This window comes from Roseateles terrae (assembly GCF_014192155.1).
Classification (GTDB): Bacteria; Pseudomonadota; Gammaproteobacteria; order Burkholderiales; family Burkholderiaceae_C; genus Roseateles; species Roseateles terrae.
Genome location: NZ_JACHXO010000007.1, coordinates 277,010 through 287,968, shown reverse-complemented (window position 1 = coordinate 287,968; position 10,959 = coordinate 277,010). Strand labels below are relative to the sequence as shown.

The 10,959-nt window shown below is 64.6% G+C and carries 12 protein-coding genes; 4 read left to right on the top strand and 8 right to left on the bottom strand.

Going from position 1 to position 10,959, the window contains the following annotated elements:
- The first annotated feature begins 22 nt into the window (after positions 1-22).
- Positions 23-295 (top strand): hypothetical protein, encoded by a 273-nt coding sequence (locus FHS28_RS19120; protein WP_184295210.1) that lies wholly within the window; start codon positions 23-25, stop codon positions 293-295.
- Positions 296-435: 140 nt separating this feature from the next.
- On the opposite strand, the gene FHS28_RS19115 is transcribed toward FHS28_RS19120, so the two are convergent.
- The 3 genes from FHS28_RS19115 to FHS28_RS19105 form a co-directional block, all read right to left on the bottom strand.
- Positions 436-657 carry a hypothetical protein gene (locus FHS28_RS19115; protein WP_184295207.1) on the bottom strand — a complete coding sequence of 74 codons (222 nt, stop codon included), beginning with the start codon at positions 655-657 and terminating at the stop codon, positions 436-438.
- A complete protein-coding gene (locus tag FHS28_RS19110; protein WP_184295204.1) occupies positions 632-1,831 on the bottom strand; it encodes a hypothetical protein in 1,200 nt (399 codons plus the stop codon). The genes FHS28_RS19115 and FHS28_RS19110 overlap by 26 nt, the downstream gene beginning before the upstream one ends.
- A gap of 253 nt (positions 1,832-2,084) precedes the next feature.
- Positions 2,085-3,266, bottom strand: a complete 1,182-nt coding sequence (locus FHS28_RS19105) for a GNAT family N-acetyltransferase (RefSeq protein WP_088454616.1) — start codon at positions 3,264-3,266, stop codon at positions 2,085-2,087.
- A gap of 72 nt (positions 3,267-3,338) precedes the next feature.
- On the opposite strand from FHS28_RS19105, the gene FHS28_RS19100 reads away from it, so the two are divergent.
- Together FHS28_RS19100 and FHS28_RS19095 are read left to right on the top strand one after the other, a co-directional pair.
- Positions 3,339-5,402: an NAD(+) synthase gene (locus FHS28_RS19100; protein WP_088454615.1), complete on the top strand. Its 2,064-nt coding sequence runs from the start codon at positions 3,339-3,341 to the stop codon at positions 5,400-5,402.
- 109 nt (positions 5,403-5,511) lie between these two features.
- The gene (locus tag FHS28_RS19095; RefSeq protein WP_058934292.1) at positions 5,512-5,850 is read left to right on the top strand and encodes a P-II family nitrogen regulator; all 339 of its coding nucleotides are present in this window, start codon (positions 5,512-5,514) and stop codon (positions 5,848-5,850) included.
- Positions 5,851-5,887: 37 nt separating this feature from the next.
- Here FHS28_RS19095 and FHS28_RS19090 read toward each other — a convergent pair whose 3' ends face one another.
- From FHS28_RS19090 to FHS28_RS19070, 5 genes are read right to left on the bottom strand one after another with little or no spacing between them, the layout of a single operon-like run.
- On the bottom strand, positions 5,888-6,286 hold the full coding sequence (locus tag FHS28_RS19090; RefSeq protein WP_088454614.1) for a diacylglycerol kinase: 399 nt from the start codon (positions 6,284-6,286) through the stop codon (positions 5,888-5,890).
- Between the two features lie 17 nt (positions 6,287-6,303).
- The gene (locus FHS28_RS19085) at positions 6,304-6,849 is read right to left on the bottom strand and encodes an RDD family protein (RefSeq protein ID WP_088454613.1); all 546 of its coding nucleotides are present in this window, start codon (positions 6,847-6,849) and stop codon (positions 6,304-6,306) included.
- A 9-nt stretch (positions 6,850-6,858) separates the two neighbouring features.
- On the bottom strand, positions 6,859-7,785 hold the full coding sequence (locus FHS28_RS19080) for a DUF3106 domain-containing protein (RefSeq protein WP_088454612.1): 927 nt from the start codon (positions 7,783-7,785) through the stop codon (positions 6,859-6,861).
- Positions 7,782-8,282 carry a DUF3619 family protein gene (locus FHS28_RS19075; RefSeq protein WP_246410358.1) on the bottom strand — a complete coding sequence of 167 codons (501 nt, stop codon included), beginning with the start codon at positions 8,280-8,282 and terminating at the stop codon, positions 7,782-7,784. The genes FHS28_RS19080 and FHS28_RS19075 overlap by 4 nt, the downstream gene beginning before the upstream one ends.
- Positions 8,279-8,845: an RNA polymerase sigma factor gene (locus tag FHS28_RS19070; RefSeq protein ID WP_088454611.1), complete on the bottom strand. Its 567-nt coding sequence runs from the start codon at positions 8,843-8,845 to the stop codon at positions 8,279-8,281. The genes FHS28_RS19075 and FHS28_RS19070 overlap by 4 nt, the downstream gene beginning before the upstream one ends.
- A gap of 277 nt (positions 8,846-9,122) precedes the next feature.
- Between FHS28_RS19070 and FHS28_RS19065 the strand changes: the two genes are divergently transcribed.
- The gene (locus FHS28_RS19065; protein WP_088454610.1) at positions 9,123-10,931 is read left to right on the top strand and encodes an acetolactate synthase 3 catalytic subunit; all 1,809 of its coding nucleotides are present in this window, start codon (positions 9,123-9,125) and stop codon (positions 10,929-10,931) included.
- Positions 10,932-10,959 lie beyond the last annotated feature (28 nt).

The following is a 10,959-nucleotide window of genomic DNA, read 5'->3' as shown; positions in this document are numbered from 1 at the left end:
TTTGAACACTTTCGGAGCGCATATGGCATTTGTTCGAACTACGGGCGGGTTACTGCAATTGCAGTCGCACAAGCTGACGAATGCAGACCTTCGTCAAGCGGCAGACTTCGCACGTCAGGTGCTGAAAAAGCCGGAGCTGAGCGACCGCATCCTGGCCGCCCAGCGCAAGCAGGGCGCGGCGCAGGCCAAGCCCGCTGCCGCCACCGTTTATCCTCTATCCCGCCGTACCGATCGCCAAGCCCCTGTGCTGGACGACCTCGACGCGTTTTCTCCGGAACTGTTCCGCGCGGCTTGAGCGAGCCTTCGTTCGTCCGCGGTCCGCAGCGCTGACAGCCGCATGGGCCGCACGGCCTAAGGTGAAAAAAAAGCCGACGAAGATGTCGGCTTTTTTGTTCCGGATTGGCTGCTTGATGTCCGGCTTGAGATCGGATCCGACTACTTCCGCTTGGCGTTCGACCCGCTCACGGCGACGCGCGTCGCTTCGGACGATGGCCGTTTAGCCGGATGCAGCTCGGTCTGGCTGAAGCCGCGATCGTGCACCGTCGAGAGTACATAGCTTGAGCTTCTCTGCCCGATCTCGGTGATGTTGCGGACGCGAGCGGCGATCGCCTCATCAAGGCTCATATTGCCCTTAAGCTTGGAAAGAAGTCTGCTCATGATGCAATGGCCCTTGCGACGTTTGGCGGTCTTCTGTTGGCGTTGCGGTCAGGGTCCCGACGAACTCTTCCCTTCGGAGTAAGAGCATAGCGAGAAGATTCAGGAACGGCCCTGCGAGAGGCGCAAACAATGTTGCACCATTATCGGCAAGTAGGCCAATGGCGCTGCTTTGCAGAACTAATACCGCCAAAGGGTGGGCCGCACGGCCTGACGCTCCCTCGTCGCTCCCTACCCCGGACAGCGTGAGGTCCATCACAGGAAGCGTCGCAAAGCTCCTGATCGAGCGTCCAGTGCCCTCGACAAAGTAACGTTGGATCGTACCCACGTGTGTTCTGTCCAGTGACGACTCTTTCAATCGTGCCAGGAAGTCGTCGATCGTGGCGAAGCTGTCGAACGTGCCCTTGACATAGGAAGTGGCTGCGCCAGGAATGAGGCTGGATCGAGTCCGGCCGAGATCAGCATCGAAGTAGTCCATGCCCTCCGCAGGAATGGGAAGATGGATCGTGACCAATGCTGCGTCAATCTCGCCTCGAGCGGTCAGGCTGGTCGATAGTTCGACGACCGTCTCAAGTGCCCCTGCGTATTCGAGATGCTGAGACGAAATTGTCGGAAGGCCCAACGAGTCGCTGACGAGGCTGCGCATCTCCCTGGGACGAAACAACATGAGATGGGCACGATAGACAGCGTCGTCCTCGCCGCCGTCGAAATCTCGGGCCGTATCCGCCAAAGCGGCCAAGACAGCTCGAATCGCCGCATCAACTTGTGCTGCACGAACCTCAGGAGAGGCGATGGCCAAAACCGCAACGGCGAAGGCCTCCCCATAGCTGTCCTGGAACGACGGCAAAAATGCCTCGTTCGGCAACGTGTTCAAGCGCCTCACAGCCGTATCCAGCTTCTTCAAGGAGTTATCTAGGTCGGCTCGTTCCTGGAGGGATGTACGCCTGAGAATCACCTGGTTCACCAAAAGCGCTCCCACGGCGACGATCGACAAGGACCAAAATAACCAGGCTCCGAGCGCACTGGTGCCATCCGGAATTGGCATGGGACTGTGAGACCGGATGCCTTCTGTAAAGAGCGAAGCGGCAGCGCCTGCCATCACCACCAGAAGCGTTACGACTGCGGCAAATGCCGGTGAACCGATTACCCAGGCCCAACCACGCGACGGTTCGGCCATCCATGTCGGCCGCCCGGAGCCAGTTCTATCCCGGCTGACCGAGCCCCCGGACATTGATGCTCGATCGTGAGGTTGATGCTTCGAACTCATGAGCGTTCTCACGGTCTTTGGCCTGCTGGTCGCACAAAACCTTCCGCTTTCACCTAGCCCTCAGGGACTCCGGTGAACGGTGTAGTCGCACTACGCAATGCTGCAGTTCCGCAGCATGCTCGCAAGCGCCAGTGAATGACTGCTAAGTGGCTCGTCCAGGCCCCTACGCTGTCCCAGCGCCACCCGCCTTGAACGGCTGATGCCGCTCCAGCTCGTCGATGTATTCCCCCATCGCATCGCCCTCCTGCGCCAGAAACTCCGCCACCGCCTCGCGGAACTGTGGGTGCGCCAGCCAGTGGGACGAGTGGGTAGACACCGGCAGCAGCCCCCGTGCCATCTTGTGCTCCCCTTGCGCGCCCCCTTCAAACCGCTGCCAGCCGTTCGCCAGGCACCAGGCCAGCGGCTGGTAGTAACACGCATCGAAATGCAGATTCGGGATGTAGCGCGTCGCGCCCCAGTAGCGCCCGTACGCGGCCCGCTGGCCTTCATCGATGGCCACGAGTGATGCAGCGACCCGCTCGCCCTGCTCGTCGCGCGCCACAAACATCAGCCACTGCTCCGGCAGGTCCGCGGCCATGCGGGCGAAGAAGTCGCGCTTCAGATAGGGCTTGTTGCGATGCGCCAGGTAGGTCAGCGTGTAGCACTCGTAGAAGAAGTCCCAGTCCTCCTGGGTGATGGCTCGGCCCCGCAGTGCCTCGAAGCGGATGCCCGCCTCCGCCACCTTGCGCTGCTCCTGCTGGATCTTCTTGCGCTTCTCCCGCTGCAGCGTCTGCAGATAGTCGGCAAAGCTGCGCGGCGTGCCGTCCCCGGTCCAGTGGAACTGCACCTGCTGGCGCGGCAGCCAGCCGTCCTCCGCCAGCGCGGCCTGATCCTTCGGGTCGCCGAACAGCACATGCACCGATGAGAGCTCCAGCCGCTGCGTCAGCGCGCGCAGCCCCTTCACCAGCCATGCCCGCGCCTCGTCATTCCGCGCCAGCAACCGGCTGCCGGGCACCGGCGTGAAAGGCACCGCCACCAGCAGCTTGGGGTAGTAGTCCAGGCCATGCCGCTGGTAGGCATCCGCCCAGGCCCAATCGAACACATATTCGCCGTAGGAGTGGCTCTTCAGGTAGGCCGGGCAGGCCGCGAGCAGCTCCTCGCCTTCCCACACGCTCAGGAACTGGGCTTGCCACCCCGTTTTGGCGACTGCCGACCCGGACGCCTGCATCGCCCGCAGATATTCCAGACGCATGAACGGGGAGGGCAGCGGCGAAGACGCCAGCAGGCCGTTCCAGGCCTCCTGCGGCAGCGCGGACAGGTCGTCATCGACGCGGATCAGGGGAGCGGCGGTGGAGGTGGTGGTCATGCAGCCAAGGTGAGTGTCCGGAAATCTTAGGGCCAACCCAAAACCCCGCGCTTTGATGGCAGGATGTGAATCATGCAAGCGACGTCTTCTTCCAGTTTCGACAACCTCTACCTGCACGATTTCGCCCGGCTCGCCGTAGGGGTCCCCGTCTGCCGCGTGGCAGACCCGGCCTACAACGCCGAGCAGACGGCCCAGCTCCTGATCCAGGCCGCGCAGGAAGGCGCCGCCCTGGTGGCCTTCCCCGAACTGGGCCTGGCCGCCTACACCAGCGACGACCTCTTCCATCAGCGCGCCCTGCTCGATGGCTGCGAGGCCGCCCTGGCGCATCTGCTGGCCGTCTCGCGGGATTTGCCCACCATCGCCATCGTCGGGGTGCCCCTGCGGGTGGAACACCGCCTGTTCAACTGCGCCGTCGCCCTGCATCGCGGCCGTCTGCTGGCCGTCTGGCCCAAGACCTATCTGCCCAACTACGGCGAGTTCTATGAAGCCCGCCAGTTCAACGCCGCCGACGAAGCGCTGAGCACCGAGATCGAGCTGCTCGGCCAGCAGGTGCCGTTCGGCACGCGGTTGGTGGTGCAGGCGCAGGACCTGCCATTGCTGCGGGTGCATGTGGAAATCTGCGAGGACGTGTGGACACCCATCCCGCCGTCTTCCTACGCCGCCATGGCTGGCGCCACCGTGCTGGTGAACCTCTCGGCCTCGAATGTGACGGTGGGCAAGGCCGGGTATCGCCATCAGCTGGTGTCGCAGCAATCGGCCCGCTGCCTCGCGGCCTATGTCTACACCTCGGCCGGGGCCGGCGAGTCCAGCACCGATCTGGCCTGGGACGGCCAGGCCCTGATCTACGAAAACGGCAGCCTGCTGAGCGAAGCCGAACGCTTCGTGCGCCGCGCCCAATTGCTGACCGCCGATGTCGACCTGGAGCGCCTCTCCCGCGAACGCATGCGGCAGACCAGCTTTGGCGATTCCGTCCGCCATCACGCGCCGCTGCTGAAGGAATTCCGCACGGTGCGGACCGCACTGGGCCTGGACCTGTCGGAGCCCTTGCCGCTGCGCCGTCGCATCGAGCGATTCCCCTATGTGCCGTCCGACCGCACCCGCCGCGACGAACGCTGCAACGAGGTCTTCAACATCCAGGTGCAGGCGCTGGTGCAGCGGCTGGTGTCCAGCGGCATCCACAAGCTGGTGCTGGGGATCTCCGGCGGGCTGGACTCCACCCATGCGCTGCTGGTGGCAGCCCGTGCCATGGACCTGATGGGTTGGCCTCGCACCAACATCCTGGGCGTGACCATGCCCGGCTTTGCCACCAGCACTCGCACCCGCGACCAGGCCATGCGCCTGATGGCCGCCATGGGCTGCGAAGCCCGCGAAATCGACATCCGCCCGAGCTGCACCCAGATGCTGGCGGATCTCGGTCACCCCTATGCCAAGGGGGAGGCGGTTTATGACGTGACCTTCGAGAATGTGCAGGCCGGCGAGCGCACCAGCCATCTGTTCCGATTGGCCAACCACACCGGCGCGCTGGTGCTGGGCACCGGTGACCTGAGTGAGCTGGCCCTGGGCTGGTGCACCTACGGGGTAGGGGACCACATGTCCCACTACAACGTGAATGCGTCGGTGCCCAAGACATTGATCCAGTATCTGGTGCGCTGGGTGGCGGAGACGGAGCAGCTCGGCGCCCAGGGCAAAACGGTGCTGCTGGACATCCTGGGCACCGAAATCAGCCCCGAACTGGTGCCGCAAGACGGCAAGAGTACCAGCGGTCTGCAAAGCACCGAATCGGCCATCGGCCCCTACGAGCTGCAGGACTTCAATCTTTTCTACACCATCCGCCAGGGCTGCTCGCCCGCCAAGATCGCCTTCCTGGCCCGCCATGCCTGGGGCGACCGCGAAATGGGCGACTGGCCGGACGGTGAGCATGTCCGGCGCAATGAATATTCCCTGGCGGAGATCAAGCGGGTGCTGCGCATCTTTGTGCAGCGCTTCTTCAAAGGCAGCCAGTTCAAGCGAAGCTGCGTGCCCAATGCACCGAAGGTCGGTAGCGGCGGCTCGCTGTCGCCGCGCGGGGACTGGCGGGCGCCCAGCGATTCGGAAGCCAGCGTCTGGCTGGCCGATCTCGACCGGATTCCTGACTGAAGCCGGGTGGCCTTTCGGTGTGCCGCCCCCGCACGGCAGACGGGGGATGGTTTCGCCGGGGTTCCGTGCTTAAATCACAGACAGTTCTTCCCCTCTCTCGGAGTTCGCGATGAAACAGATCACCGCCATCATCAAACCGTTCAAGCTCGACGAAGTGCGCGAAGCCCTGGCTGAGGTGGGCGCCTCGGGCCTCACCGTCACCGAAGTCAAGGGTTTCGGCCGTCAGAAGGGCCACACCGAGCTGTACCGCGGCGCGGAATACGTCGTGGACTTCCTGCCCAAAGTGAAGGTCGAAGTCGTGGTGAAGGACGAGGACGTCGAGCGCAGCATCGATGCCATCCTCAAGGCCGCCAAGACCGGCAAGATCGGCGACGGCAAGATCTTCGTAACCCCGGTGGAGCAGGTCATCCGCATCCGCACGGGTGAAGAGGACGAAGCGGCCGTCTAATCGCCGCGATCACAGCGCCGCGATCACAGCGCCGCGCTTACACCTGCGCCCGCACCAGCGGCGCCAGGTGTTGCCACACCGCGGCCACCCAGATGCCGCCACACAGCAGCAGGGCCAGCAGCACCGCCGCGCTGGCAATGTCCTTGGCGCGCTTGGACAGCTCATGCAGCTCGAAGGAGACGCGGTCGATGGCCGCTTCCACTGCTGAATTGAGCAGCTCCACAATCAGCACCAGCACCAGCGACCCCAGCAGCAGGGCCACCTGCACCCAGTCCCGTCCCAGCCAGAAGGCCAGCGGCGTGGCCACGATCGTCAGCCAGATTTCCTGCCGGAAGGCGCTTTCGCCCAGGTAAGCCGCGCGCAGGCCGGCCCAGGAATAACCAGCCGCATGCAGGATGCGGTCCAGGCCGGTACGGCCTTTGTGAGGATTGCTCATGTCGGTCGGGGAAGGGGTCAGGACGGGTCGCCGACCGGGGTGGCCCCCGGCTTTTGCTTGGGCACCGGTCGTTGGGTGATGATCTGCGTGCCGGCCAGCACGTCATGCAGGAACTGCCGGCGCGGATGCAGCCGGGCGATGAGCAGGCAGGCCAGGATGTTGCCGAGAAGCGCGGTCCAGATGGCACCGGCGCTGTGCGTCCAGCCCATCACGCCAGTGGTGAGCAACGCCGGCAGGAACCACAGCCAGGCCAGCAGGTAACGCATCACCGCGCGCATCGGACTGACCGGCGCGCCGTTCAGGTCCACCAGCCGCAGATGCCAGGTCTTCTGCGCCAGCGTCTGACCGCCGCGGCACCAGAACCAGATGAAATACAGCCCGATGACCACGAAGCAGGCCGCTTGCAGCCCGTGCTGCCCCTTGAGGGCATGGCGCTGATTGGTCAGGGGGGAATAGATGAGCGCCGTGAGCACCACGACCCCAAACAGCAGCACGCCTTCATAGAGGAAGGCGGCCATTCGCCGCCTCAGGCTGGGCGGAGCGGAGTCTTGCGGCTGCGTCATCCGGCCAGTTTAGCGGCTGGCGTCGCCCGCTTCGCTGCTGCGCGCGGGCTGCGGCAGCAAGGTTTGCGGATTCAGATGTCCTTCGCGCGGCGAGCGCAGCGGGCGCACCGAGCCGGCCCCCTCATCGCTTCGTCCGCGGATGCCGGGCAGCGGCGACTGCAGGCGCTGGGTCAGCAGCACCGTGCTGGTGCCAGGTCGCGCCAGCATGACGGTGGGGCCGCTGTTGCTCAGCGTGAGCGGCGGCGGCAGGCCGGCGCCGGTCGCGGGCGCAATCAGGGCGGACAGGTTGCCTGGATGAGCCTCCGCCTTGCGAGCGCCGTCCTTGCCGGGGCGCTGTTCCGATGCCTTCTCAGCCGCACGCTCCGCCAGACGCTGACGGGTCTCGGGGGAGAGGGCCTGATAGGCCTCCCACTTGGCCTGCAGGCGCGAGGCCTGTTCTTCAGACCGCAAGTCGCCCGCGTACTGATAGCCGATCCGGGCTTTTTGGCGCTCGGCCGGGCTCATGCGGGTCCAGGCCACCATGCGCTCACGCAGGCGCTGCTGATGTTCGGGGGACAGCTTGGGATAACGCGCGGCGATTTCCAGCCATTTGCCCTTGAGCGCGCTGTCCAGGCGGTCCCACTCCGGCTGCAGCGGTGCCAGGCACTCTTTCTGCGCGGATGTCAGCGAGGCCCAGCTGGGGCTCAGGAGGCTGGAGCTGCCGGCGGTCACGCCGGCGCTGCTGCTGGCGGCCTTCAAGGTTTGACTGGCCGCACGAGCGGGCGCCGATGCAGCCGCAGGCGCGGACGTGGTACCCAGGGGGGCCAACTCAGCCGCCCCGGAGGCGGCCATTGCCGGCGGGGTCTGCGCCTGGGCAGCACCTGCCAGCGTCAGCGCGGACAGCGACAGCGCCGCGGCCAGCGCCAGCGGCGCCAGATCCAGGGGAAGCGCCCTCACTCTTTGGTCTCTTCGGCGTTGGGGTCGCTCGGATTGTTGGGATCCGCCTGGTTTTCGTTGAGGTATTCACGGAAACCCGGATCGCTGTAAGCCGCCGGGGGCAGCGGCTTGGACAGCAGGTCAGTGTCCAGCTCGGCCGCACTGCGGATCTGCTCATACCACTGGCTGTGCTGGATCAGCAGCAGACCGCCCACCAGCAGGGCGATGGGTAGCAGGGCCGCCGCCTTCAGCCAGCGCGGGGTGCGGTCGCCGCCGCCCAGGGCGAGGGTGCCGCCACCGGTGGCCTGGACCGAAGTGGCCGCCGCAGCGGGTTGGGCCGCGCGGGCCGCGATGGCTTTGGCGAGTGCTTGCTCACGCGCAAAGCGAAGCCGTTCCTGGATGTCACCGGAGAGGGTTTCGCTATGTTCAGTCAGGCCGGCTGACACCCGCAGGCCAAAACGGGCCATGCGAGCGTCCAGCTCCTGTGGGAGCGGCGTCGTTGGCGAGGTCTTGTTCATAGCGTAATTCCCTTGGCTTTCAGCGTTTTGGCCAGCGCATGCACAGCACGGGAGCAGTGTGTTTTCACACTGCCCTCCGAGCAGCCCATGACCGCGGCCGTTTCCGCAACATCGAGTTCTTCCCAGTAACGCAGCAAAAAGGCTTCCCGTTGACGCGCGGGCAGCGCTGATACTTCTTCGTCGATCAAAGCCAGGGTCTGGCCTCGTGAGACTTCGTCCGCCGCGGAGAGTGCCCCCATGGCGCCATCCCGCGTTTCGAGGGTTTCCAGCAGGTCGAAGTCGTCCGACGGGTCGGCGCCTTCGAAGTCCGAAAGGTTGCTGAACACCGCATTGCGGGTTTTTTGGCGGCGGAACCAGTCCATCGTCGCATTCGACAGGATGCGCTGGAAAAGCATCGGCAATTCCTCCGCCGGCCGGTCGAAATACTTTTCGGCCAGCCTGATCATGGCGTCCTGGACGATGTCCAGTGCCGCATCCTCATCCCGTACGAGATAGACCGTGCGTTTGAAGGCACGTTTGTCTACCGTCTTCAGAAATTCGTTGAGTTCTTTGTCTGTGGCCAAGGGCTGTCGCCACGCGGTGGCGGTCGGGCTGGCAAAACGCCGGCGATTATTGCATTGACGACATCGGTGCGTGGAGAGTGAGCCTTCGGCTCCCGCAAAGGCTCCTCTGGGGGTTTCCATGCATAATCGACGCTCGTACCACGCAGTATGGGTCTCAAGCTGGTTGCCCGACCCGGGCCCCCTGGTTTTTGACCGCGCCGTTCCGAGTCCGCTTCACAAGAGTGAGAGGAGGAGCACCGATGGTTTTTCGTCAGAGAAAATCTCAGAGGTTCGACATATGGAAATGTCTGCCGCGGACACCAAACGTGCAGCGATCTCGGAAGCTCGCTCACAGCCGCATTCTTCTTCCGGCCCACAATCCAGTTCCGGCTCGAACGAGCTGAACGGATCCGAAATCCTGGTTCAAAGCCTTCAAGCCGAAGGCGTGAAGTTCCTTTGGGGCTATCCAGGTGGCGCCGTCCTCTACATCTACGACGCGCTCTACAAGCAGGACGCCATCCAGCATGTGCTGGTCCGTCATGAGCAGGCCGCCGTGCATGCCGCTGACGGCTACGCCCGCGCCACCGGCGAGGTGGGCGTCGCGCTGGTCACGTCCGGTCCCGGGGTCACCAATGCCATCACCGGCATTGCAACGGCCTACATGGATTCCATCCCGATGGTGATCATCACCGGACAGGTGCCCACGCCGGCCATCGGCCTGGACGCCTTCCAGGAATGCGACACCGTCGGCATCACCCGGCCCATCGTCAAGCACAACTTCCTGGTCAAGGATGTGCGTGACCTGGCGGTGACGCTCAAGAAGGCCTTCCACATCGCCCGCACCGGTCGCCCCGGTCCGGTGGTGGTGGACATCCCCAAGGATGTCTCGGTGGCCCGCACCGCCTTCAGCTACCCCGACCGTGTGGAGATGCGCTCCTACAACCCGGTCAAGAAGGGGCATAGCGGCCAGATCCGCAAGGCGGTTCAGCTGCTGATGACGGCCAAGCGGCCCTATATCTATACCGGCGGCGGCGTCATCCTGGGCGAAGCCACGTCCGAGCTGCGTCAGCTGGTCGATCTGGTCGGCTTCCCCTGCACCAACACCCTGATGGGTCTGGGCGCGATGCCCGGCACCGATCCGCGCTTCCTCGGCATGCCCGGCATGCACGGCACCTACGAAGCCAACATGACCATGCAGCACTGCGACGTGCTGCTGGCCGTGGGCGCCCGCTTCGATGACCGGGTGATCGGCAATCCCAAACACTTCGCTTCGGTCGATCGCAAGATCATCCATGTGGACATCGACCCGTCCTCCATCTCCAAGCGGGTGCGGGTGGACATCCCCATCGTCGGCGATGTGAAGGACGTGCTGCAGGAGCTGATCGCCCAGATCCGGGAGGGCCAGGCCCGTCCGGACGCGGAAGCGCTGAACGCCTGGTGGAACCAGATCAACGACTGGCGCAAGCGCGACTGCCTGGCCTACAAGCAGTCCAGCGAAGTCATCAAGCCGCAGTTTGTGCTGGAGACGCTCTGGAACCTGACCCGCGAGCGGGACACCTACATCACCTCCGATGTGGGCCAGCACCAGATGTGGGCCGCCCAGTTCTACCGTTTTGACGAGCCGCGTCGCTGGATCAATTCCGGCGGCCTGGGCACGATGGGCGTGGGCCTGCCCTACGCCATGGGCATCAAGCTGGCCAAGCCGGAGTCGGATGTGTTTTGCATCACCGGCGAAGGCTCCATCCAGATGTGCATCCAGGAGCTGTCCACCTGCCAGCAGTACAAGACGCCTGTGAAGGTGGTCTCGCTGAACAACCGCTACCTCGGCATGGTGCGGCAATGGCAGGAGCTGGACTACGGGAAGCGTTATTCCCACAGCTACATGGATGCACTGCCCGACTTCGTCAAGCTGGCCGAAGCCTACGGGCATGTGGGCCTGCTGGTGGAGAAGCCCTCGGATGTGGAAGGCGCCCTGCGGGAAGCCATCCGCCTGAAGGACCGCACCGTCTTCCTGGACGTGCGGACCGACCCGACGGAAAACGTCTGGCCGATGGTGCAGGCAGGCAAGGGCCTGTCGGAAATGCTGCTCGGATCGGAAGACCTCTGACGCGGCGGTGGCCGCAGGCGCCTGGCGC

Excerpts from the sequence above, each read along its gene's own strand:
- FHS28_RS19120 (WP_184295210.1), top strand. The coding sequence starts at position 23 with ATGGCATTTGTTCGAACTACGGGCGGGTTACTGCAATTGCAGTCGCAC.
- FHS28_RS19115 (WP_184295207.1), bottom strand. The coding sequence starts at position 657 with ATGAGCAGACTTCTTTCCAAGCTTAAGGGCAATATGAGCCTTGATGAG.
- FHS28_RS19110 (WP_184295204.1), bottom strand. The coding sequence starts at position 1,831 with ATGGCCGAACCGTCGCGTGGTTGGGCCTGGGTAATCGGTTCACCGGCA.
- FHS28_RS19105 (WP_088454616.1), bottom strand. The coding sequence starts at position 3,266 with ATGACCACCACCTCCACCGCCGCTCCCCTGATCCGCGTCGATGACGAC.
- FHS28_RS19100 (WP_088454615.1), top strand. The coding sequence starts at position 3,339 with ATGCAAGCGACGTCTTCTTCCAGTTTCGACAACCTCTACCTGCACGAT.
- FHS28_RS19095 (WP_058934292.1), top strand. The coding sequence starts at position 5,512 with ATGAAACAGATCACCGCCATCATCAAACCGTTCAAGCTCGACGAAGTG.
- FHS28_RS19090 (WP_088454614.1), bottom strand. The coding sequence starts at position 6,286 with ATGAGCAATCCTCACAAAGGCCGTACCGGCCTGGACCGCATCCTGCAT.
- FHS28_RS19085 (WP_088454613.1), bottom strand. The coding sequence starts at position 6,849 with ATGACGCAGCCGCAAGACTCCGCTCCGCCCAGCCTGAGGCGGCGAATG.
- FHS28_RS19075 (WP_246410358.1), bottom strand. The coding sequence starts at position 8,282 with ATGAACAAGACCTCGCCAACGACGCCGCTCCCACAGGAGCTGGACGCT.
- FHS28_RS19065 (WP_088454610.1), top strand. The coding sequence starts at position 9,123 with ATGGAAATGTCTGCCGCGGACACCAAACGTGCAGCGATCTCGGAAGCT.